Raw genomic sequence first — 22,070 nt, 5'->3', positions numbered from 1 at the left:
CCCTCCGTAACACCAAGCAAATTCGGCACTACATTTCCGCCAAAAAAGCACATTTTGTTGTCATAGCCACTACATTTGCCCTGACCGGCGTAATAGACGCATCAGCCACTGACAGTGGCCACCCGGGGCCGTTACAATTACCGACTTTCGTCGCAACGCTTGGAGCTTGACCGTCCGTGCCCGTCCTGCGTCTACCGCTACTCCCTGCCGCCGCCGGTAAACAGCATTGGGGCAACCTGCCCGGTGCCGCCCTGAGCCTGGCCATCGCCGAAGCCGCCAGCGCCGCCAAGCGCTTTACCCTCCTGCTGACCGCCGACAGCCAAAGCGCTGACCGGCTGGAACAGGAGCTGGGCTTCTTCGCCCCGGATCTGCCGGTGCTGCATTTCCCCGACTGGGAAACCCTGCCCTACGACCTGTTCTCGCCGCACCAGGACATCATTTCCCAGCGCATCGCCAGCCTCTACCGGCTGCCGGAGCTGGAGCACGGCGTACTGGTAGTGCCCATCACCACCGCCCTGCACCGCCTGGCGCCGACCCAGTTCCTGCTGGGCAGCAGCCTGGTACTGGACGTTGGCCAGAAGCTCGATGTGGAACAGATGCGCACGCGTCTGGAGGCCAGCGGCTATCGCTATGTCGATACAGTCTATGAGCACGGCGAATTCACCGTGCGCGGCGCCTTGATCGACCTGTTCCCCATGGGCAGCAAGTTGCCTTACCGCATCGACCTGTTCGACGACGAAATCGAGACCCTGCGCACCTTCGATCCGGAGAACCAGCGCTCCATCGACAAGGTCGACTCGGTGCGCCTGCTGCCGGCCAAGGAATTCCCTCTGCAGAAAGAAGCGGTGACCCGCTTCAAGGCGCGCTTTCGCGAACGCTTCGACGTGGACTTCCGCCGCTGCCCGATCTTCCAGGACCTGAGCAGCGGGATTACCCCGGCCGGTATCGAGTACTACCTGCCGCTGTTCTTCGAAGAGACTTCGACCCTGTTCGACTACCTGCCCCAGGACACCCAAGTGTTCTCCCTGCCGGGCATCGAACAGGCCGCGGAAAACTTCTGGAACGATGTACGCAACCGCTATGAAGAGCGCCGCGTCGATCCATCGCGCCCGCTCCTGCCTCCGGCGGAACTGTTCCTGCCGGTGGAAGACTGCTTCGCCCGCCTGAAAAACTGGCCACGGGTGGTGGCCAGCCAGCAGGACATCGAAACCGGCGTCGGCCGCGAGCGTTTCCCGGCCCACGAATTGCCCAACCTGGCCATCGAGGCCAAGGCCAACCAGCCGCTGGCGGCGCTCTCGGGCTTCCTCGACGAGTTCCCCGGCCGGGTGTTGTTCACCGCCGAATCCGCCGGCCGCCGGGAAGTGCTGCTGGAGCTGCTGGAACGCCTCAAGCTGCGGCCGAAGACCGTAGACAGCTGGCCGGATTTCGTCGCCAGCAAGGAGCGCCTGGCAATCACCATTGCCCCTCTGGACGAGGGACTGGTATTGGACGATCCAGCCCTGGCCCTGGTGGCGGAAAGCCCACTGTTCGGCCAGCGGGTGATGCAGCGTCGGCGCCGGGAAAAACGCGCCGACGCCAATAACGATGCAGTGATCAAGAACCTCACCGAGCTGCGCGAAGGCGCGCCGGTGGTGCACATCGACCACGGTGTCGGCCGCTACCTGGGTCTGGCGACCCTGGAGATCGACAACCAGGCCGCCGAGTTCCTGACCCTGGAATACGCAGAGGGCGCCAAGCTCTATGTGCCCGTGGCCAACCTGCACCTGATCGCCCGCTACACCGGTAGCGACGACGCTCTGGCGCCGTTGCACCGCCTCGGTTCCGAAGCCTGGCAGAAAGCCAAGCGCAAGGCCGCCGAGCAAGTGCGGGACGTGGCCGCCGAGCTGCTGGACATCTATGCCCGGCGCGCCGCCCGGGAAGGTTACGCCTTCGCCGATCCGAAGGCCGACTACGCCACCTTCAGCGCCGGCTTCCCCTTCGAGGAAACCCCGGACCAGCAGAGCACCATCGAAGCGGTACGCGAGGACATGCTCTCGGGCAAACCGATGGACCGCCTGGTCTGTGGCGACGTCGGCTTCGGCAAGACCGAAGTGGCCATGCGCGCCGCTTTCATTGCGGTCCACGGCGGCAAGCAAGTGGCGATCCTGGTGCCCACCACCCTGCTCGCTCAACAGCACTACAACAGCTTCCGCGACCGCTTCGCCGACTGGCCGGTGACCGTGGAGGTGATGAGCCGCTTCAAGTCGACCAAGGAAGTGAACGCCGCGGTGGCGGACCTGGCCGAAGGCAAGATCGACATCGTCATCGGCACCCACAAGCTGCTGCAGGACGATGTGAAGATCAAGAACCTGGGGCTGGTGATCATCGACGAAGAACACCGCTTCGGGGTGCGCCAGAAGGAACAGCTCAAGGCCCTGCGCAGTGAAGTCGACATCCTCACCCTGACCGCCACGCCGATCCCGCGAACCCTGAACATGGCCGTCTCCGGCATGCGCGACTTGTCGATCATCGCCACGCCGCCGGCGCGACGCCTGTCGGTCCGCACCTTTGTCATGGAGCAGAACAAGAGCACGGTCAAAGAGGCCCTGCTGCGTGAACTGCTGCGTGGCGGCCAGGTGTACTACCTGCACAACGACGTGAAAACCATCGAGAAATGCGCCGCCGACCTGGCCGAACTGGTGCCCGAAGCACGAATCGGCATCGGCCATGGACAGATGCGCGAACGCGAACTCGAACAGGTGATGAGCGACTTCTACCACAAGCGCTTCAACGTACTGATCGCCTCGACCATCATCGAGACCGGGATCGACGTGCCGAGCGCCAACACCATCATCATCGAGCGCGCCGACAAGTTCGGCCTGGCCCAGTTGCACCAGTTGCGCGGTCGGGTCGGCCGTAGTCACCACCAGGCCTATGCCTACCTGCTGACACCCCCGCGTCAGCAGATCACCCCGGACGCTGAAAAGCGCCTGGAAGCCATCGCCAATACCCAGGACCTGGGGGCCGGTTTCGTGCTGGCCACCAACGACCTGGAAATTCGCGGCGCCGGCGAACTGTTGGGCGACGGCCAGAGCGGGCAGATCCAGGCTGTGGGCTTCACCCTTTATATGGAGATGCTCGAGCGCGCGGTGAAGGCCATCCGCAAGGGCGAACAGCCGAACCTCGACCAGCCCCTGGGCGGCGGCCCAGAAATCAACCTGCGCCTGCCGGCACTGATTCCCGAGGACTACCTGCCGGATGTCCACGCCCGCCTGATCCTCTACAAGCGCATCGCCTCGGCAACCGACGAGGACGGCTTGAAGGACCTGCAAGTGGAGATGATCGACCGCTTCGGCCTGCTGCCCGAGCCCACCAAAAACCTGATCCGCCTGACACTGCTGAAACTCCAGGCCGAAACCCTGGGAATCAAGAAGGTCGACGGCGGCCCGCAAGGCGGGCGCATCGAGTTTGCCGCAGATACGCCGGTGGACCCATTGGCACTGATCAAACTGATTCAGAGCCAGCCCAAACGCTACAAATTCGAAGGCGCAACCCTGTTCAAGTTCATGGTGCCTATGGAGCGCCCGGAAGAGCGCTTTAATACATTGGAGGCACTGTTTGAACGCCTCACCCCGAAAACTGCTTGAAGGACGCCCCATGCGCCTGTTCCGCTCCCTGACCCTGCTCCTGACCCTGGTCGCGCCCATGGCGTTTGCCGACGATCTGTACCAGGTGGAAATGATCCTTGTCCGGCAGAACGCCGAGCCGCAGATCATAAGCCGCGCCGCTCCGGAAGACTGGGCCGCCGGCGCTCAACGCCTGAGCCCGGAAAGCCAGCGCACGCCCGCCCTGGGCGGGATCGTCGAGAAGCTCAATGCCAATGGCAACTACAGCGTGCTGCTGCACAAGGCCTGGCAGCAGACCCTGGGGGAAACCCCGGTCAAGGTGGCCCTCAGCGACGGGCCGGAACTGTTCGGCCAGTTCCCCATCGAAGGCACCCTGAACCTCAAGCTCGGGCGCTTCACCGATGTGGACGCAGACTTCTGGATCAACCAGATCGACAGCAATGGCCTGGTTACCCGCAGCGAACGCCTGAAGCAGCAAAGCCACACCAAAAACGGTCAGCTCAACTACCTGGACAACGGCCACCTGGCGCTGCTGATCAAGATCACCTCGCTCACCGCACCGGCGCCGCGCCCTGCTCCAACTGAAATACCGGACTGATCGAAGTCCCTATGACCCCGCCCCTGACCAAACCCCTGGCCCCGTCCTGGGTCAATCGCTTCAAGGAACAAACCTTGGAGCGCGGCCGGCGTTACGCCCTGGAAAGACGTGTACGCATCGTTACCGCCGCAGACAGCGCTATCACTGCCAGCTGCGAAGGCTCCGGTGGCAATGTCTATCGGCAGCACATCAGCCTGCGAGAATCGAGCAAGGGCAACCTGCTGCTGATCGACGCCCATTGCACCTGCCCGGTCCGCAGCAACTGCAAACACATCGCCGCCGTGCTGTTGCAAGTGGAAGAAACCCTGGCCTATCCCGCCGCAGCCAAGGATGCCGAGCTGCTGGAAAAGCTCTCCGCGGTACTCGACAGCCGCCGCCCCGCCGCGCTGCCACAGCACTTGCTGGAGGATGTGCAACCCGTGCCGCGCCTGTGGCTGGCAAGCATCGAATTCAGCGCTTTCGAACCACGCAACGGCAAGATGCAGCGCTATATCCAGCACCGCGCCGCACTGTCATTCAACTACATGGGCGAACACGTCAGCGGCCAGAAGAATGCCGATGTGATCATCCGCCAGGAACATCAGACCCTGCGTATAAAGCGCCACCCCGAGCGTGAGCAAGGCTGGCGCGAGCAACTGCGAAACCTGGGTTTCAAGATCGCCACCCGGCAGAGCAAGGCGCTACCGGAAAGCGCCGGCGAGCTGTTCGAGATGGTCAACGACAGCGCCTGGCTGACCTTCACCCTCAATGAGCTGCCCAAGCTGCGCAACCAGGGCTGGGAGCTGCAGATCGACGAAGGCTTCGGCTTCGACCTGACAGCCGTGGACGACTGGTACGCCAGCGTCGACGAAGCCCCTGGGCGCGACTGGTTCGACCTGGAACTGGGGATCATCGTCAATGGCGAGCGCCTGAGCCTGCTGCCGATCCTACTTAACCTGATGCGCTCCCACACCGAACTCCTCAACCCGGAACGCCTGGCCAGGCGCCGTGACGATGAGTTGATCCTGGTGAACATTCCCAACCGACCCAATTCCTTGCACGGCCCGCTGCAAGTGGCACTGCCCTACGGCCGCCTGAAACCGGTGCTGGCAACCCTGGGGGAGTTCTATCTGCAGGAGCCCGGGGAAACCGCCCTGCGCCTGAGCAGTGCCGATGCCACACGGCTGAACCCACTGCAGGACCTGCCACTGCTCTGGGAAGGTGGCGAGCATATCCGCACCTTTGCCCAGCGCCTGCGCGACATCAAGGACTACTCGGCGCCGGTGCCAGAAGGGTTGAATGCCACCCTGCGCCCCTATCAGCAGGAAGGCTTGAGCTGGATGCAGTCCCTGCGCCAGCTGGAAGTGGGCGGCATCCTCGCCGATGACATGGGCCTGGGCAAAACCCTGCAGACCCTGGCGCACATCCTCAGCGAGAAAAACGCCGGCCGCCTGGACCGCCCTTGCATGGTGGTCATGCCCACCAGCCTGATTCCCAACTGGCTGGACGAAGCGGCGCACTTCACCCCGCAACTCAAGGTTCTGGCGCTGTATGGCGCGGGACGCAAGAAACACTTCGCGCAACTGGCCGACTACGACCTGCTGCTGACCACCTATGCACTGCTGCCCAAGGATGTTGAACTGCTGGCCGCGCAGCCCTTGCACGTACTGATCCTCGACGAGGCGCAGTACATCAAGAACCCGTCGAGCAAGGCCGCCCAAGCCGCACGCGAACTCAACGCCCGGCAGCGCCTGTGCCTGTCTGGCACGCCCCTGGAAAACCATCTTGGAGAACTCTGGTCGCTGTTCCACTTCCTGTTGCCGGGCTGGCTTGGCGATGCCAGGAGCTTCAACCGCGACTACCGGGTGCCGATCGAAAAGCACGCCAGCGAAGTGCGCCTGCAGCACCTCAACGGCCGGATCAAACCCTTCCTGCTACGCCGCACCAAGGAGCAAGTGGCCACTGAGCTGCCACCCAAGACCGAGATCATCCATTGGGTCGAACTCAATGAGGCGCAACGGGACGTCTACGAAACCATGCGCCTGGCCATGGACAAGAAAGTCCGCGACGAGATCACCCGCAAGGGCGTGGCGCGCAGCCAGATCATCATCCTCGAAGCCCTGCTCAAACTGCGCCAGGTGTGCTGCGACCTGCGCCTGGTCAACGACTCGCCCCCGGCGCGGGGCAGCTCGTCGGGCAAACTCGACAGCCTGATGGAGATGCTTGAGGAGTTGTTCGAAGAAGGCCGGCGCATTCTGCTGTTTTCGCAGTTCACCTCGATGCTGAGCCTGATCGAAGCCGAGCTCAAACGACGCAAAATCGCCTACGCCCTGCTCACCGGCCAGACCCGGGATCGGCGCACGCCGGTGCGGGATTTCCAGAGCGGCAAGCTGCAGATCTTTTTGATCAGCCTCAAAGCGGGCGGCGTGGGCCTGAATCTGACCGAGGCCGACACCGTGATCCACTACGATCCGTGGTGGAACCCGGCGACCGAGAGCCAGGCTACCGACCGCGCCTACCGCATCGGCCAGGAAAAGCCGGTGTTCGTCTACAAGCTGATTGCCCGGGGCACCGTGGAGGAGAAGATCCAGCTCCTGCAACAAGAGAAGTCAGACCTGGCGGCAGGCGTACTGGACGGGCGCAAGGCCGGCGACTGGAAGCTGCAGAGTGAAGACATCGAAGCCCTGTTCGCACCGTTGCCGGACAACAAAGCCGGCCGCTGACCCGATATGGGCACCCGGGAATTGCTCCTGGTGCCCATTAGTCAGGCGTCCTCAGTCAATCAGCTGGGCAGCCCTCAACGCCTCCAGGGCCTTGAGCCAGCGAGGGTCCTGCTTGTACTCAACATTGGCAAACGCCTGACCACGCATCCGTGCAATGCGCGGCGACGGCTGCACTTTAAGGCGCTGCGCCGCGCTCAATGCCAGCTCGGCCGCAGCACGGTCATTGCACACCAGGCCCATGTCACAACCGGCACCAAGAGCGGCTTCGATCCGGCTCGCGGCATCCCCCACCACGTGAGCGCCGGCCATGGACAAGTCATCACTGAAGATCACCCCGTCAAATTGCAGTTCGCCACGCAGGATGTCCTGCAACCAGCGCCGAGAGAAACCGGCCGGCTGGGGGTCGACTTGCGGGTAGATCACATGAGCCGGCATCACTGCCGCCAGTTGCTTGCTCAGGCGCGCAAATGGCAGCAGGTCCTTGGCACGAATCTCCTCCAGGCTGCGCTCGTCGTTGGGAATCGCCACATGGGAATCGGCCTCGGCCCAGCCATGCCCGGGGAAATGCTTGCCCGTGGCCGCCATCCCGGCGCTGTTCATGCCGCGGATAAAGGCACCGGCCAACAGCGCCGCACGTTCCGGATTCCCCTCGAAAGCCCGGCTACCCACCACCGCACTGCGCTGATGATCAAGGTCCAGGACCGGAGCAAAACTCAGATCCAGGCCCACAGCCAGCACTTCGGTGGCCATGATCCAGCCACACTGTTCAGCCAGGTATTCGGCATTCGGGTTATCCGCGAGGGCGCGCATGGCCGGCAGACGAACAAAGCCCTGGCGTAGCCGCTGTACCCGGCCACCTTCCTGATCCACCGCCAATAGCAGATCAGGACGGATGGCGCGGATCGACGCACTGAGCTCACGCACCTGGCGCGGATGCTCGATATTGCGAGCAAAGATGATCAATCCACCCACTTGCGGCTGGCGCAGGAGTTGGCGATCTTCAGCCGTCAGCCAAGTACCGGCGACGTCCACCATCAAGGAGCCTTGCAGGCCAACGGTCATAAAATTTCCTTAATCACAAATACGCGCGCCATCAGCGATGGCTTCCTGGCGACGCAGACAAGGCCGTATCCACGAGGAACACAGCCGAGCCGATCGACATCGACGAGAGGAAAGCACAGGGGTAAAACGGGAATCGGCATGGGCGGCTAGCTTAGCGGATGTAAGCTGTCGCGCCCACCCGTGAGGTCAAGCCTTGGCGACTGCCGGGGCCGACTTGCTACGCGGCTTGAGCTGAGCGCTAGCCATGGCTTCGTCCGTGACCCCGGTTTCGGCACGCATGCCGGCGGCGAGGAACGGCACCATCAGCCGCATCACCTGCTCGATGGAGGTATTGACCCCGAAATCGGTCTCAGCGATGGCGCGCAATGCCTTGATCCCGGACATGCTGAAGGCCGCAGCACCCAGCATGAAGTGCACACGCCAGAACAACTCGATGGGCGGAATACGCGGCGCCGCTTCGTTAACCAGCAACATATAACGGCGGAATACCTTGCCGTACATGTCTTCCAGATAACGCCGCAAATGGCCCTGGCTCTGACTAAAGGCCAGTCCCAGCAGACGCATGAAGATCGACAGGTCGTTACCGCTACGAGGCTGCACCACCAGCGCCTGTTCGACGAGGATTTCCAACAGTTCCTCAAGACTCGGCTTGCTGTCCGGTTTTGACTGCCGCCGCTCCAGCTCGCGATCAAGACTGATGCAGAAAGGTCCAAGGAAGCGCGAGAACACTGCCTGGATCAACGCCTTCTTGGAACCGAAATGATAGTTGACTGCCGCCAGGTTGACCCCGGCCTTGCTGGTGATCAGCCGCAACGAGGTTTCGGCAAAACCTTTTTCCGCGAACAACTGCTCGGCAGCATCGAGAATGCGTTCAACGGTTTCCGACTGGGCCATGGCTACTCCGCCTGACAAACACTTGTTTGAAACATACGTTTCAGGCTCTGCAATGTCAAGCCTGCCGGCCTCTGCAGAGGCCGTACGGCGCGCTATTTAATCATACCTACCGACCTCTGTAGCCAGCCTTCGGCAACGGATTCCAGCATCAGGATGATGACCGCCCGGTAGCCCCCAGAAAAAGGAGGATTGCCAAGTGACACTCACTGTATATAATCCCAGTCACTGTATAAAAAGACAGAGCGATCGACATGCTAAAACTGACGCCACGCCAAGCTGAGATTCTGGCTTTTATCAAACGCTGCCTCGAAGACAACGGGTATCCCCCCACCCGTGCCGAAATTGCCCAGGAGCTGGGCTTCAAGTCACCCAATGCCGCCGAAGAACACCTCAAGGCTCTGGCCCGCAAAGGCGCTATCGAGATGACTCCGGGAGCCTCTCGCGGCATTCGCATCCCCGGTTTTGAAGCCAAAACCGACGACTCGCTACCCATCATCGGTCGTGTCGCCGCCGGCGCCCCCATTCTCGCCCAACAGCACATCGAAGAGTCCTGCAACATTAACCCGACCTTCTTTAATCCTCGCGCCGACTACTTGCTTCGGGTCCAAGGCATGAGCATGAAAGACATCGGCATCTTCGACGGCGACCTGCTCGCGGTGCATACCACCCGCGAAGCTCGTAATGGCCAGATTGTAGTCGCGCGCATCGGCGATGAAGTCACGGTCAAGCGCTTCAAGCGCGAAGGCAGCAAGGTCTGGCTGATCGCCGAGAATCCGGAATTTGCCCCTATCGAAGTCAACCTGAAAGATCAGGAACTGGTGATCGAAGGCTTGAGTGTCGGCGTCATTCGCCGCTAAAGGAGGCTCCATGCAGTTCCCCCAGACACCACAGCAAGCACAACTACCACTATTCGAAGCGTTCCTGGCCCAGCCACTGGCGCCCGTACTCAAGGAAGCGGTCGAATCGCCCTGGAACAACGATCCAGAAGCCTTCAGTGAACTGTCGCTGCGCGGCGCCACCGGGAACTGCCTGAACCTTCTGGCTCCCATTCTCAGGGAGCTGAGCCAGGATCAGGACGCCCGCTGGCTGACCCTGATCGCCCCTCCATCCAGCCTGACCCAAAGCTGGTTGCGGGAGGCTGGACTGAATCGCGAGCGCATCCTGCTGCTGCATCCACGGGGTAATCAAAGCCCGCAGCAGCTCGCTTGTGAAGCCTTAAGACTGGGCCGCAGCCATACCGTGGTCAGTTGGCTGAACCCGCTAAGCGGCAGTGCTCGGCAACAATTGATCAGTGCCGCACGCACGGGTGATGCGCAAAGCCTGAATATTCGCCTGGGATAAATACCGGGAAGTCACAGTAAATGCGCTTGAATGACGCGAGGCTTCTCCAGGATTGAGAAGCCGGAACAAATATGACGAATAACCGGAAGAAAACCGATAAACGGGTTTAGTGGAGAACCCGCGGACCGTCTTCCTTGTCGATTTCACCTTCAACCAAGCGTCCGGCCATCTGCACGCCGACGCTCAACATGGCCTTGGCCACTTCCACATGCTGACCTTGCAAAAAGACTTTGGCATCTTCGGAAAAATCCAAAGTAACCAGAGAACCCTCGTCCTCAGCTCTGCGCAGCTCAATACGACCGTCTGGCAACTCGACAATTTCTAGAAAGGACGTTGGCATAAAAGTCTGGTCTCCACGAAAGGCGGGGATTATATCAGTCATAACCCCCACCTCGCTCAGGATCTTGCATGGCAGCAGCTACTGCTCGACGCGCCACCTTCCCTTCTCCACCCGATGTCCCCTAAGCCGAACCCGCCACAGAGGCGCAGCAGAGCCCCTCAGAAATTCGGCCTGTATTCAAAACCCGCCGACGCCTGGCTGTCGGAAAACGGCGTGACCAGTGACTTTTTCAGGGTCAACCGATTAACCAGCGAGCCGGGAAACAACTGAATGCTGTTATTGAAATGCTCCACATTCAGATTGAACAGGGTAATGGCGCCGCTGACATTGCCCTCCTGCTCGGCTACCTCACGCATCAGGTTGTTCATCAGCTCCGCAGACTTGAGCTCGGGATAGGCTTCAAACGCCAGGTTCAACCCTCCCAGCAACGCCTTGGTCCCGCGATCCACCGACTTCAACGCCTCGCCATCCGCCACAGATGGCAAGCTGGTGATGGCGCTACGGAGTCCGACTATTTTCTCCAGCAACTGGCTTTCGTAATCCTGAAAACCGGCCACTTGCGGCTCAAGCACATCCAGCACCTTGATCTTCTGCCTCTGGTAGGTGAGCACATCCGACCAGGCCCGTTGCACGCGGTTATAAGCGCTGACGATCTTGTTGTAATGCACATAGGCAAGGACACCCAAGACAATCGCAATCACTAACAACAATTCCATACCCTACTGCTCCATATCATCGGTGACTGTCAGCGGAAGCTCGAAATTGTTGTCCTGCAACTCCGCCAACTCATGCACGAGGGTCAGAACCGGAAAAAGGTTCGGCAATTTAAGCCCCTGCTTGATCTTTGCGTAGAAGCCCGGAAGGTCCTCAAGGGTTCCCGGGTCCTGATAGGCCATGACTTCGGCATCATCGAAGCTCAGACACAAGCGCCCCTGACTGGAAAACTCCAGATTCACATTCTTCAGCCGCCGACAAAGACCCAGCAAGAAAACCAGGGTGGTGGGCGTTGCGAACCTTGCGCAAGCCAGCTCACTCTCGCCACAAAACATGAAAGTCCTGTTGAAGTCATCGAAGGTAGTCTCGAAGACCTTGCGCTTGGTAATTTTTTTATCCGGGAGATTGCTGCGCACTGCCACGCCCCTCACCCAGGGGAACTCCACCACCAGACTGAAGCGATCGAAGCTCTCATACACCCGCTCGGACTCGCCATCGGATTTTTTCTTGATATGAGAGTTCACATAACGCAGGTGGTGAAAGACAAAAGACAGCTCGTGCCGAGTCCCCTGATAGACCCCCTTGGCCGAAGCCTCGATACGACGACTGTCATTGCCACGGTCATAGTCATCAAACTCACCGCTCAATTGCCTGAAACGCTCATCAGCTGATCCACCCGGGTCCCACAGACCATTACTGAGGAACGAACATTTACGGGCTATCTTCTTCGGTAGCTCGTCAAAGGCCGCCTTACGGCTCATCCAGATGTACAGACTGGCAAAACCCAGGCACGCCACGACAAACACCATCGGGATCACACCAGCCATGGCAGGCACGGCCGCAGCAATAGCCAGCATCAACAGCACCAGGGGCTGGGCATGATCGAATTTCAACCCACCTTTGAAGGTGCGGAGCTTGTCGATAACCTTCAGCAAATCCTCGTTTGACCTGGCGCGTGCGACTTCCGAGTCGCAGCTGGCCAACAAGCGGACCAGCTCGGCATCATGCTTGAGAAACTGCATCATTCTTCCTTGCTCAATTCGCTGGATTCGGAAGTCTGTGGAACGACAGCAGTAACAACATGACCGTCGTGCTGCTGGGCCAACCGCTCTATCTGCGCCAACAACGGATACAACTTCGGCAACTCGATACCAGCCTCGATCCGCTCACGAAAGACCGCCAGATCACTCAGCAACCCCGGATCGGCATAAGCCATGATGTCTTCATTGCTGAAGCTCAGGCAGAGCCGTCCCTGGCTGGAGAACTCCAGATTGACCCCATGGAGCTGGCGCGAAAGCTCAATCAACAGATCCAGCGTCGCAGGCGTGGCGAAGCGCTCGCAACAGGCGGGGTCAATGCCGCGCAGCACAAAGGTCTGATTGAAATCGTCGCGGTCGGTCTTGAAGGGCTGTCCAGACAGCGGTATTTCCAAGGGGCTGGATCGAACCGCAATCTCTCTCACCCAAGGGAAGTCCACCACCAGACTGTAGCGGTGGTAGTTCGTGTAAACCGTCCTGAAGCCTCCGCCGGCCTCGCGCTCGCGACTGGAGATCACATATCGTAGATGGTGATACTCGAATGCCAGCGAATGCTGCTCTCCTCGATACACCCCCTGGAGCGAGTCCAGGATACGGCGCTGCTCAATCTCGCTGCCCCGCTGGTAATCGGTGAATTCGTTGTCCAGTCTCTTCAGGCGCCAGTCGGCACTGCTGTCGAATTCGCTCAAGTCGTTGCCCAACATCATGCACTTGCGGGTAATGCTCGCCGCCAGATCCGTCAACGCCCCAGAGACGCCCTTGCTGACCCGGTAGCTGAAGAAACAAAGAGCCACAAACACCCAGAACATCCCGCCCATGCCATCCATCAACAACCCAGCCGCTAGCGCGGCAAACGCCAGCACCAGGAGCGTTATTGACTGCATATGATCGAATTCCAGGCCACCGGGGAATATCTCCAGCCGGTCGAGCACCTCCAGCAGATCCGCCTTGGACTGAGCGTTGATGACTCGCATCTGGCAATCGCTCAGCAGGCGAACTAGCGCTTGGTCACGCAAGAAGAACAACATAAATCTTCCTTGATCAATTAAACGCGTCGCGTATCAAGCGACGCTCAGGCTCAACACTCGTTCAAGCCATCTCGAAAACGAATGGCCAGGGCCTTGAGATTCTGCCGCCAACTTTCCAGCTCTTCCCGGCTCAGTTCCTGCTCCGACTCTTCCTCATCCAGATTGACCGCCACGATCAGCGGCTGGGTCACATCGCCCTTGGGCTTGTGCGGCGCTCGCGGTGGTTGAAAGAGTTCGCTGTAAGCGGATAGCAGTTGCGCCAGCCAGGTCTGCGGGCTCTGCGCCAATTCCACCAGCTCCGCCAGCTCGGGAATCGCAATGCTATCCAGCACTTCACGGCTAAGGATCTGCTCGACCCGCGCAGCATTGGCCTGCGGCAGCCGGTAGAACCCTGCAATTTCGTGGCATAGCCCCAGCAAGGCACCGTACAGGTGGAACAGCACCGATTCGCGCCCGGCCTGAACCTGTGCCTGGGCATTCATCGCCCGCCCCTCTTCGGCCCGGGCCAGGGACTCGAGGGCCAGGCCGGCAAAGTAGATTTTCTGATTGGTACGGGTATAGAGCTCGTGGGCCATGTAGGCAGCCTCCACTACAAGAAGAGAACCGGATGCGGACGGCACAGTTTCAAGGATCACTCCCGCGCACCGCAAGGCAAAAGAAAGGCCGCATGACTCCCAACGGAATCATGCGGCCCTGTACAGCGCTACATCGAGGAGCAAACCCCTCGACACAAACAGTGCTTAGCGCTTGTCTTCGACCTTCCAGGTACCACCGTCGTAGAACGCACGCCAGCCGGTCGGCTTGCCATCAACCTCGGTCTGCACGTACTGCTCCTTGGTCTTGCGGCTATAGCGCACCACCGCCGGGCGACCGTCCGGGTCCTTTTTCGGCGCTTCGCAAAGGAAGTGGTACTTCGGATCAATTTCGTCCTTGTGCGGGATCAGCTCCAGCACCAGCGGAGCACGGGTTTCACGGTTTTTCGGGAACTGACTGGCGGCCAGGAACAGACCCGAAGCACCATCGCGCAGGATGTAAGTGTCGTTGACCTTCTCGCATTTGAGCTCAGGCATCTTCACCGGATCCATCTTCGGCGGCGCCGCGTCGCCGCTTTTCAGCAGCTTGCGAGTGTTCTTGCAGGTCGGATTGGTGCAACCGAAGAACTTGCCGAAACGACCTGTCTTGAGCTGCATCTCGCTCCCGCACTTGTCGCATTCCAGGCTCGGGCCTTCATAGCCCTTGATCCGGTAGCTGCCCTCTTCGATCTCGTAACCGGCGCAATCCGGGTTGTTACCGCAGATGTGCAGCTTGCGCTTTTCATCCAGCAGGTAAGCGTCCATCGCCGTGCTGCAGATCGGGCAACGGTGCTTGCCGCGCAGTACCAGGGATTCAGATTCGCCCTCGTCGTCCGCAGCGATCTCATCGCCCGGCACCAGGTTGACGGTGGCCTTGCATCGCTCCTTCGGAGGCAGGCTATAGCCCGAGCAACCCAGGAACACGCCGGTGGAAGCGGTACGAATCTGCATCGGCCGACCGCAGGTCTGGCAGGGAATATCGGTCATCACCGGCTGGTTGGCGCGCATGCCGGTGTCAGCGCCCTCGGCCACTTCGAGTTTCTTCTTGAAGTCGCCGTAGAACTCGTCAAGGACGTTCTTCCAGTCGCGCTCGCCCTGGGCCACGTCATCGAGGTTCTCTTCCATGCCGGCGGTGAAGCCGTAGTCCATGAGGTTGGAGAAGCTTTCGGAGAGACGCTCAGTGACGATGTCACCCATCTTTTCCGAATAGAACCGACGGTTGTGCAGGGTTACGTAGCCGCGATCCTGAATGGTCGAAATGATCGCTGCATAGGTCGAAGGACGACCGATGCCGCGTTTTTCCATTTCCTTCACCAGGCTGGCTTCGGAATAGCGCGCCGGCGGCTTGGTGAAGTGCTGGCTTGGGTCGAGCTTGATCAACTTCAGCACTTCGCCCTGCGCCATGTCCGGCAGCACATCGTCATCACCTGGCTTGCTGATCTGCGGCATGACCCGGGTGTAGCCGTCGAACTTGAGGATGCGGCCCTTGGCGCGCAGCTCGAAGTCGCCAGCGGCCACGCTGACGGTAGTGGACAGGTATTGCGCCGGCAGCATCTGGCAAGCAACGAACTGGCGCCAGATCAGCTCGTAGAGCCGCTCAGCGTCACGTTCCATGCCCGACAGTTTGCTTGGATGGGTGTTCACGTCGGACGGACGAATCGCTTCGTGCGCCTCTTGGGCCCCTTCCTTGCTGCTGTAGACGTTGGGCGAGGCCGGCAGGTACTTGTTGCCGAACTCGTCTTCGATATAGGTCCGCGCCATCGCCACGGCATCAGCCGAGAGGTTGGTGGAGTCGGTACGCATATAGGTGATGTAGCCAGCTTCATACAGACGCTGGGCCATCATCATGGTCTTCTTCACCCCGAAGCCCAGGCGGTTGCTCGCGGCCTGCTGCAGGGTGGAGGTAATAAATGGCGCCGACGGCTTGCTGCTGGTGGGCTTGTCTTCGCGCTTGGCGACGCTGTAGGCCGAAGCCTTGAGCTTCTCCAGGGCAGCCATGGCCTGTGTTTCATTGAGCGGCTTGAAGGCCTCGCCGTTTTCACGGGCCACTTCAAAACGCACATTCGAACCCTTGGCGGTGCCCAGATCAGCGTGTACTTCCCAGTATTCTTCCGGGATAAAGGCACGAATTTCGCGCTCGCGCTCCACCACCAGCTTCACGGCTACCGACTGCACACGACCGGCGGACAGGCCACGGGCAATCTTCGCCCACAGCAGCGGCGAGACCATGTAGCCCACCACGCGATCAAGAAAGCGACGGGCCTGCTGAGCGTTGACCCGATGAATATCCAGCTCGCCGGGCTGGGAGAAGGCTTCCTGGATCGCCTTCTTGGTGATTTCGTTGAACACCACGCGCTTGTAGCGGCTGTCGTCACCGCCGATGGCTTCCCGCAGGTGCCAGGCGATGGCTTCCCCTTCGCGGTCCAAGTCCGTTGCGAGATAGATGGTGTCGGCATCCTTGGCAAGGCGGCGCAGCTCTTCAATGACCTTTTCCTTGCCGGGAAGGATTTCGTACTTGGCCTTCCAGCCGTGCTCGGGGTCGACGCCCATGCGTGAAACCAGCTGCTTGCGCGCTTTTTCCTTCGGCGACAAGGCCGGGGCTTCGCCCGCAGCGGCCTTGCCACGCTTGGCGGCTGGCTCTTTGGCGGCGCTCGCCGAACCGCTGGTGGGCAGGTCTCGGATATGGCCGATACTCGACTTCACCACGTATTGGTTGCCCAAGTACTTGTTGATGGTCTTGGCCTTAGCCGGGGATTCCACAATGACCAGCGATTTGCCCATGGATCAGAAAATTCCTGAATTCGAGAAGTGAAAGGCGGTTGGCGCCTGACGCGGCCCCGCTATATATAGTGGCAACAAGGTGAGGTCAAGCGCAGGGTACTGCGCGACCTGCACTTACGTCGGTGAAAAAAGACTGGGTTCGGCCTGCACCAAAGCAAAGCGTGGGACCTGCTCGCCGTCAACTTCGACCGACTCCAGGAACATGCTCAAGGGTCGCACCCAAAAACCGTAATCCCCATACAGGGCTTGGTAAAACACTACTTCTTCTTCCGTTTCCGAGTGCCGCGCCACGCTGAAAACGCGGTACTGCGGCCCCTTGTAATGCTGATAGAGCCCGGGTTGTAACTGCATGCTCTGGCCCTCGTGCAATTTTTTTCAAAATAAAAACAAATAAATCTTCAGAAAAACAAAAACCGGGGCACAGGGCCCCGGCTTCCATCAACCCAACGCTTAAACGCGTTCGAAGACGGTCGAGATGCCCTGGCCAAGGCCGATGCACATGGTGGACACACCGAAGGTGCCGCCATTTTGCTTCATGACGTTGAGCAGGGTCCCGGAGATACGCGCACCGGAGCAACCGAACGGGTGACCCAAGGCGATCGCGCCGCCGTGCAGGTTAACCTTCTCATTCATCTTGTCGAGCACTTTCAGATCTTTCAGCACTGGCAGGGCCTGTGCGGCGAAAGCTTCGTTGAGCTCGAAGAAGTCGATGTCGTTGATGCCCAGGCCTGCGCGCTTCAAGGCTTTCTGCGTGGCCGGTACTGGACCATAGCCCATGATCGCCGGGTCCACACCCGCCACCGCCATGGAACGGATCACTGCCAGCGGCTGGATGCCCAGATCCTGGGCACGCTGGGCCGACATCACGATCATGCACGAAGCGCCGTCGGTGATCTGCGACGAAGTACCGGCAGTCACGGTGCCACCCTTGGGGTTGAACGCCGGCTTCAAGGCCGCCAGGCTTTCCAGGGTGGTTTCGGGACGAATGGTTTCGTCGTAGTCGAACAGTTTCAGGAAACCGTTCTCGTCATAGCCCTGCATCGGGATGATTTCGTCCTTGAACTTGCCTTCCACGGTCGCCTTGTGGGCGAGTTGGTGGGAACGCACGCCAAAGGCGTCCTGCTGCTCACGGGTGATGCCGTGCATCTTGCCCAGCATCTCGGCGGTCAGGCCCATCATGCCCGAGGCTTTCGCCGCGTACAGGGACATGTGCGGGTTCGGATCGACACCGTGCATCATGCTCACGTGCCCCATGTGCTCGACGCCGCCCACCACGAACACGTCACCGTTACCGGTCATGATCGCTTGCGCAGCGGTATGCAGTGCACTCATGGAGGAGCCGCACAGACGGCTGACGGTCTGGCCGGCCGAGGTGTGCGGGATCTGGGTCATCAGCGACGCCATGCGCGCGATGTTCCAGCCCTGTTCCAGGGTCTGGTTGACGCAGCCCCAGATCACGTCCTCGACTTCCGCCGGGTCGACCTTGGTGTTGCGTTCCAGCAGTTTGCTGATCAGGTGCGCCGACATGTCTTCGGCGCGGGTGTTGCGGTGCATGCCGCCCTTGGAGCGGCCCATCGGAGTACGACCGAAGTCGACAATCACGACGTCTCTAGGATTCAAGCTCATATGTTCACTCTCGCTCTAGTGTGGGCGCTTAACCGAAGAAGCTCTGGCCGTTCTTGGCCATTTCACGCAGCTTCGCGGTCGGGTGGTACAGCGCGCCCAGATCGGCGTACTGGTCGGCCAGGGCAACGAACTGGGCAACACCGATGGAATCGATGTAGCGCAGCGCACCACCACGGAATGGAGGGAAACCAATACCGTAGACCAGGCCCATGTCAGCTTCGGCAGCAGTTTCGACGATGCCGTCTTCCAGGCAACGAACGGTTTCCAGGCACAGCGGGATCATCATCCAGTTAATGATGTCTTCGTCAGTGACTTCACGCTGCTCGTAGACGATTGGCTTGAGCACTTCCAGCACCGACGGATCGGCGACCTTCTTCTGCTTGCCCTTCTTGTCGGTTTCGTAGGCGTAGAAACCCTTGCCGTTCTTCTGGCCCAGGCGCTTGGCTTCGTAGAGTACGTCCACGGCCGAACGACGATCGTCCTTCATGCGATCCGGGAAGCCTTCAGCCATCACGTCACGACCGTGGTGACCGGTGTCGATGCCGACCACGTCCATCAGGTACGCCGGGCCCATTGGCCAGCCGAATTTTTCCATGATCTTGTCGATGCGCACGAAGTCCACACCAGCGCTAACCAGCTTGGCGAAACCGCCGAAGTACGGGAACAGAACGCGGTTGACCAAAAAGCCCGGGCAGTCGTTGACCACGATCGGGTTCTTGCCCATTTTCTTGGCGTAGGCAACGGTGGTGGCAACGGCCAGCTCGCTGGACTTCTCGCCACGGATCACTTCCACCAGAGGCATCATGTGCACCGGGTTGAAGAAGTGCATGCCGACGAAGTTTTCCGGTCGCTTGAGGGCCTTGGCCAACAGGCTGATGGAGATGGTCGAAGTGTTGGACGCCAGAATGGTGTCCTCTTTGACCTGACCTTCGACTTCAGCCAATACCGCTTGCTTGACCTTAGGGTTCTCGACCACCGCCTCGACCACCAGGTCGACGTGACCGAAGTCCCCGTAAGACAGGGTTGGACGAATGCCGTTGAGCACCTCAGCCATTTTCGCGGCAGTCATGCGGCCTTTATCAACGCGACCGACCAGCAGTTTCGCAGCTTCCGCCAAACCCTGCTCGATACCGTGTTCGTTGATGTCCTTCATCAGGATCGGCGTGCCTTTAGAGGCCGACTGGTAGGCAATGCCACCGCCCATGATGCCGGCGCCGAGCACTGCGGCCTGCTTCACGTCCTTGGCGATCTCATCGTATGCCTTGGCCTTTTTCTTCAGTTCCTGATCATTCAGGAACAGACCGATCAGGCTTTGTGCGGCAGAGGTCTTGGCCAGTTTGACGAAGCCCGCGGCTTCCACTTCCAGAGCCTTGTCGCGGCCGAAGTTGGCGGCCTTCTGGATAGTCTTGATCGCTTCAACAGGCGCCGGATAGTTCGGGCCTGCCTGACCGGCGACGAAACCTTTGGCGGTTTCGAAAGCCATCATCTGCTCGATGGCGTTGAGCTTGAGTTTTTCCAGCTTCGGCTGACGCTTGGCCTTGTAGTCGAACTCGCCGGAAATAGCGCGCTTAACCAGGGCCAGAGCGGCGTCCTTGAGTTTATCGGGAGCAACCACAGCATCGACGGCACCGACTTTCAGCGCGTCTTCAGCACGGTTTTCCTTGCCGGCGGCAATCCACTCGATGGCGTTGTCGGCACCGATGATGCGCGGCAGACGCACGGTACCGCCGAAGCCCGGGTAGATGCCCAGCTTGACTTCCGGCAGGCCGATCTTGGCGCTGGCCGCCATGACGCGGTAGTCCGCCGCCAGGCACATTTCCAGGCCGCCGCCCAGGGCGATGCCATTGATCGCGGCAACGGTCGGCACGTTGAGGTCTTCGAAATCGCTGAAGATCTTGTTGGCTTCGAGGTTACCTGCCACCAGCTCGGCATCCGGCAGCTTGAAGTTATCGACAAACTCGGTGATGTCGGCGCCGACGATGAATACGTCCTTGCCACTGCTGACGATCACGCCCTTGATCGAAGCATCTGCCTTGATGGTGTCAACAGCCTGACGCAATTCATTCAGGGTTAGACGGTTGAACTTGTTGACGGACTCACCCTTGAGGTCGAAATTCAATTCGACGATACCACTTTCAAGAGCCTTAACCGTGATGGCTTTACCTTCGTAAATCATCAACTGATCTCCACGATATGGAAGCTGAACAGTACACGTCGGACGCTGACTTCTGGCTTGGCACTAACGTCACCGTCGATGCTAACGCCAATCCGCCAGGCACACCCGCCAACGCGATAGTCGGGATTCTGTATAGAGCCGCCTGAGATACAAACGCTCATTTCATACGCCCGTTTGATTTGGGTACGCCACATTCAGGGAAAATCCGGCAATTGTCAATCGTACAAAACGCTGTTTGAAACGCGACTTTGCGGTCACTTCACTGCTCCCCAGATGATCAACACACCCCTGCATTCATCGCCATTCATAGGATCAATATTTAGAAAAATCGCCCTAAATCGTCAGCCCACAGGGAACGATAGCGACTAAGCTGGAGATATATCTGAAGAAAAGGTCAGAAAGTTTTATCAAATAGGGGCACAGCCCAGACAGCAAGAAGCCACCCCAGGGTGGCTCAAACGAGATTACCGGCCTGCCTGGCCATCCCGCCCGATGCTGAGTCGGGCTTTTTATTGCCAAACGCCCACGATTGCCGCGGACGCCCTCCCCCATGACTTCAGGCCAAGGCCTTGAGCACCGAGGCGATATCCTGCAAGACACTGGCCTCGCCGCGCTCGCTCCAGTACAGGGCGATCAGTTGCTTGTCCGCTTCAACCTTAAAGACCCCTGGCGGCAAGGTCTGCAGATGCTGGAGCAGCGACTCATCGACACAGGGTTCACGCCACTGGTTGACCCAGCTACCAGGGGCTATCTGCCAGTAACTCCAGCAGGCCGATTGTGCGCTGCGCCTCGGCCGGTGGTACTGCGGGCAAGGATTGGGCGGCTCCTGCCCCAACCAGTGCGGCCATTCCTGGGGCGCCAGTTGCATGGCCAACCCCATGCGCCGCGCCTCCAGGCGCAGGGCGATCAAGCCGCTCTGGCGGCGCGAGGGCCGCAGCCACGCCAACGGGCTCAGAACCACCGCAAGGATTGACACCACTATCCAGACCGTCATATCAGTACTCTCGATTTTTAGATGAGCGGGGCCTGGGTGGAACCAACCCGCTTGAAACCAGCCATACTTGAAGCTATTGCAATCCTCAGGAGGAGCGCCTCATGTCCTACCACCATATTCTGGTCGCCGTAGATTTAACCGAAGAGTGCGATCCTGTTATCCACCGCGCTCGCGAGCTGTCGGTGAGCAATGGAGCCAAGCTGTCCCTGGTGCACATCGTCGAACCCATGGCCATGGCCTTCGGCGGTGACGTGCCCATGGATCTTTCGCAGCTGCAGCAGCAACAGTTCGATCAGGCCAGGGAACGCCTGGACCGGCTGATCCACAAGTACCCGGAGCTGACCAAGGAATACAGCCACCTGACCTATGGACAACCGCGCCAGGAAATACATCACCTGGCCAAGGAACAGGAATGCGATCTGATCGTGGTGGGCAGCCACGGCCGTCACGGCCTGGCCCTACTGCTGGGCTCCACCGCCAATGACGTCCTGCACGGCGCACCGTGTGACGTGTTGGCTGTGCACCTGGCCAAACGCTAAGCCCTCACCCGACAGCTACCAGACCGGTCGCTGCTCCGAAAAAAAGCCCGACGCTAAAGTC

The 22,070-nt window shown here is 60.0% G+C and carries 18 protein-coding genes; 6 read left to right on the top strand and 12 right to left on the bottom strand.

Annotation, left to right across the window (positions count from 1 at the left end):
• Window positions 1–176 precede the first annotated feature (176 nt).
• Genes mfd through PQT43_RS23820 form a run of 3 tightly spaced genes read left to right on the top strand, consistent with a single transcriptional unit; the run spans window position 177 to window position 6,905 of the window.
• A complete protein-coding gene (gene mfd / locus PQT43_RS23830; RefSeq protein ID WP_267269683.1) occupies window positions 177–3,626 on the top strand; it encodes a transcription-repair coupling factor in 3,450 nt (1,149 codons plus the stop codon).
• 10 nt (window positions 3,627–3,636) lie between these two features.
• A complete protein-coding gene (locus tag PQT43_RS23825) occupies window positions 3,637–4,203 on the top strand; it encodes a CsiV family protein (protein WP_272754763.1) in 567 nt (188 codons plus the stop codon).
• An 11-nt stretch (window positions 4,204–4,214) separates the two neighbouring features.
• Complete coding sequence (locus tag PQT43_RS23820; RefSeq protein ID WP_253084528.1) at window positions 4,215–6,905, top strand: DEAD/DEAH box helicase; 2,691 nt, start codon at window positions 4,215–4,217, stop codon at window positions 6,903–6,905.
• Window positions 6,906–6,956: 51 nt separating this feature from the next.
• Here the strand turns inward: PQT43_RS23820 and nagZ are convergent, their stop codons facing one another.
• Complete coding sequence (gene nagZ, locus PQT43_RS23815) at window positions 6,957–7,955, bottom strand: beta-N-acetylhexosaminidase (RefSeq protein ID WP_213665265.1); 999 nt, start codon at window positions 7,953–7,955, stop codon at window positions 6,957–6,959.
• A 198-nt stretch (window positions 7,956–8,153) separates the two neighbouring features.
• On the bottom strand, window positions 8,154–8,861 hold the full coding sequence (locus tag PQT43_RS23810; protein ID WP_016967101.1) for a TetR/AcrR family transcriptional regulator: 708 nt from the start codon (window positions 8,859–8,861) through the stop codon (window positions 8,154–8,156).
• Window positions 8,862–9,112: 251 nt separating this feature from the next.
• Here PQT43_RS23810 and lexA point away from each other — a divergent pair, with 251 nt between their 5' ends.
• A complete protein-coding gene (lexA, locus tag PQT43_RS23805; protein WP_102863772.1) occupies window positions 9,113–9,718 on the top strand; it encodes a transcriptional repressor LexA in 606 nt (201 codons plus the stop codon).
• A gap of 10 nt (window positions 9,719–9,728) precedes the next feature.
• Window positions 9,729–10,202: an SOS-induced cell division inhibitor SulA gene (sulA, locus tag PQT43_RS23800; protein ID WP_102863773.1), complete on the top strand. Its 474-nt coding sequence runs from the start codon at window positions 9,729–9,731 to the stop codon at window positions 10,200–10,202.
• A gap of 106 nt (window positions 10,203–10,308) precedes the next feature.
• On the opposite strand, the gene PQT43_RS23795 is transcribed toward sulA, so the two are convergent.
• The 10 genes from PQT43_RS23795 to PQT43_RS23750 form a co-directional block, all read right to left on the bottom strand.
• Entirely contained in the window at window positions 10,309–10,542 is a 234-nt protein-coding gene (locus PQT43_RS23795) for a hypothetical protein (protein ID WP_102864101.1), read from the bottom strand.
• A 158-nt stretch (window positions 10,543–10,700) separates the two neighbouring features.
• Window positions 10,701–11,258, bottom strand: coding sequence for a LemA family protein (locus PQT43_RS23790; RefSeq protein WP_267269682.1), 558 nt, complete (start codon window positions 11,256–11,258; stop codon window positions 10,701–10,703).
• A 3-nt stretch (window positions 11,259–11,261) separates the two neighbouring features.
• Window positions 11,262–12,278 (bottom strand): hypothetical protein, encoded by a 1,017-nt coding sequence (locus PQT43_RS23785; RefSeq protein WP_267269681.1) that lies wholly within the window; start codon window positions 12,276–12,278, stop codon window positions 11,262–11,264.
• A complete protein-coding gene (locus PQT43_RS23780; protein WP_272754761.1) occupies window positions 12,278–13,321 on the bottom strand; it encodes a hypothetical protein in 1,044 nt (347 codons plus the stop codon). Before PQT43_RS23780 ends, PQT43_RS23785 begins: the two co-directional genes overlap by 1 nt.
• 50 nt (window positions 13,322–13,371) lie before the next feature.
• Window positions 13,372–13,896 carry a DUF6586 family protein gene (locus PQT43_RS23775; RefSeq protein ID WP_102879018.1) on the bottom strand — a complete coding sequence of 175 codons (525 nt, stop codon included), beginning with the start codon at window positions 13,894–13,896 and terminating at the stop codon, window positions 13,372–13,374.
• Between the two features lie 165 nt (window positions 13,897–14,061).
• Window positions 14,062–16,674: a type I DNA topoisomerase gene (topA, locus tag PQT43_RS23770; RefSeq protein ID WP_102863778.1), complete on the bottom strand. Its 2,613-nt coding sequence runs from the start codon at window positions 16,672–16,674 to the stop codon at window positions 14,062–14,064.
• A gap of 114 nt (window positions 16,675–16,788) precedes the next feature.
• Window positions 16,789–17,025 carry a DUF1653 domain-containing protein gene (locus tag PQT43_RS23765; RefSeq protein WP_102864102.1) on the bottom strand — a complete coding sequence of 79 codons (237 nt, stop codon included), beginning with the start codon at window positions 17,023–17,025 and terminating at the stop codon, window positions 16,789–16,791.
• Between the two features lie 99 nt (window positions 17,026–17,124).
• A complete protein-coding gene (fadA, locus tag PQT43_RS23760) occupies window positions 17,125–18,300 on the bottom strand; it encodes an acetyl-CoA C-acyltransferase FadA (protein WP_102879017.1) in 1,176 nt (391 codons plus the stop codon).
• 28 nt (window positions 18,301–18,328) lie between these two features.
• Window positions 18,329–20,476, bottom strand: coding sequence for a fatty acid oxidation complex subunit alpha FadB (gene fadB / locus PQT43_RS23755; protein WP_102863780.1), 2,148 nt, complete (start codon window positions 20,474–20,476; stop codon window positions 18,329–18,331).
• 556 nt (window positions 20,477–21,032) lie between these two features.
• Window positions 21,033–21,470 carry a hypothetical protein gene (locus tag PQT43_RS23750; protein ID WP_110596934.1) on the bottom strand — a complete coding sequence of 146 codons (438 nt, stop codon included), beginning with the start codon at window positions 21,468–21,470 and terminating at the stop codon, window positions 21,033–21,035.
• A gap of 101 nt (window positions 21,471–21,571) precedes the next feature.
• Between PQT43_RS23750 and PQT43_RS23745 the strand changes: the two genes are divergently transcribed.
• Window positions 21,572–22,009, top strand: a complete 438-nt coding sequence (locus PQT43_RS23745; RefSeq protein WP_047302975.1) for a universal stress protein — start codon at window positions 21,572–21,574, stop codon at window positions 22,007–22,009.
• The last annotated feature ends 61 nt before the right edge of the window (window positions 22,010–22,070 follow it).

The organism is Pseudomonas sp. BLCC-B112 (assembly GCF_028550695.1).
Taxonomy (GTDB): domain Bacteria; phylum Pseudomonadota; class Gammaproteobacteria; order Pseudomonadales; family Pseudomonadaceae; genus Aquipseudomonas; species Aquipseudomonas danubii.
Note: the sequence above shows the minus strand (reverse complement) of the source record. Positions and strands in the feature narration are given on the sequence as shown.

What these genes read in the sequence shown, in the direction of transcription:
- PQT43_RS23825 (WP_272754763.1), top strand. Translation starts at nt 3,637, where the DNA reads ATGCGCCTGTTCCGCTCCCTGACCCTGCTCCTGACCCTGGTCGCGCCC.
- PQT43_RS23820 (WP_253084528.1), top strand. Translation starts at nt 4,215, where the DNA reads ATGACCCCGCCCCTGACCAAACCCCTGGCCCCGTCCTGGGTCAATCGC.
- PQT43_RS23810 (WP_016967101.1), bottom strand. Translation starts at nt 8,861, where the DNA reads ATGGCCCAGTCGGAAACCGTTGAACGCATTCTCGATGCTGCCGAGCAG.
- lexA (WP_102863772.1), top strand. Translation starts at nt 9,113, where the DNA reads ATGCTAAAACTGACGCCACGCCAAGCTGAGATTCTGGCTTTTATCAAA.
- sulA (WP_102863773.1), top strand. Translation starts at nt 9,729, where the DNA reads ATGCAGTTCCCCCAGACACCACAGCAAGCACAACTACCACTATTCGAA.
- PQT43_RS23795 (WP_102864101.1), bottom strand. Translation starts at nt 10,542, where the DNA reads ATGCCAACGTCCTTTCTAGAAATTGTCGAGTTGCCAGACGGTCGTATT.
- PQT43_RS23790 (WP_267269682.1), bottom strand. Translation starts at nt 11,258, where the DNA reads ATGGAATTGTTGTTAGTGATTGCGATTGTCTTGGGTGTCCTTGCCTAT.
- PQT43_RS23785 (WP_267269681.1), bottom strand. Translation starts at nt 12,278, where the DNA reads ATGCAGTTTCTCAAGCATGATGCCGAGCTGGTCCGCTTGTTGGCCAGC.
- PQT43_RS23780 (WP_272754761.1), bottom strand. Translation starts at nt 13,321, where the DNA reads ATGTTGTTCTTCTTGCGTGACCAAGCGCTAGTTCGCCTGCTGAGCGAT.
- PQT43_RS23775 (WP_102879018.1), bottom strand. Translation starts at nt 13,896, where the DNA reads ATGGCCCACGAGCTCTATACCCGTACCAATCAGAAAATCTACTTTGCC.
- topA (WP_102863778.1), bottom strand. Translation starts at nt 16,674, where the DNA reads ATGGGCAAATCGCTGGTCATTGTGGAATCCCCGGCTAAGGCCAAGACC.
- PQT43_RS23765 (WP_102864102.1), bottom strand. Translation starts at nt 17,025, where the DNA reads ATGCAGTTACAACCCGGGCTCTATCAGCATTACAAGGGGCCGCAGTAC.
- fadA (WP_102879017.1), bottom strand. Translation starts at nt 18,300, where the DNA reads ATGAGCTTGAATCCTAGAGACGTCGTGATTGTCGACTTCGGTCGTACT.
- fadB (WP_102863780.1), bottom strand. Translation starts at nt 20,476, where the DNA reads ATGATTTACGAAGGTAAAGCCATCACGGTTAAGGCTCTTGAAAGTGGT.
- PQT43_RS23750 (WP_110596934.1), bottom strand. Translation starts at nt 21,470, where the DNA reads ATGACGGTCTGGATAGTGGTGTCAATCCTTGCGGTGGTTCTGAGCCCG.
- PQT43_RS23745 (WP_047302975.1), top strand. Translation starts at nt 21,572, where the DNA reads ATGTCCTACCACCATATTCTGGTCGCCGTAGATTTAACCGAAGAGTGC.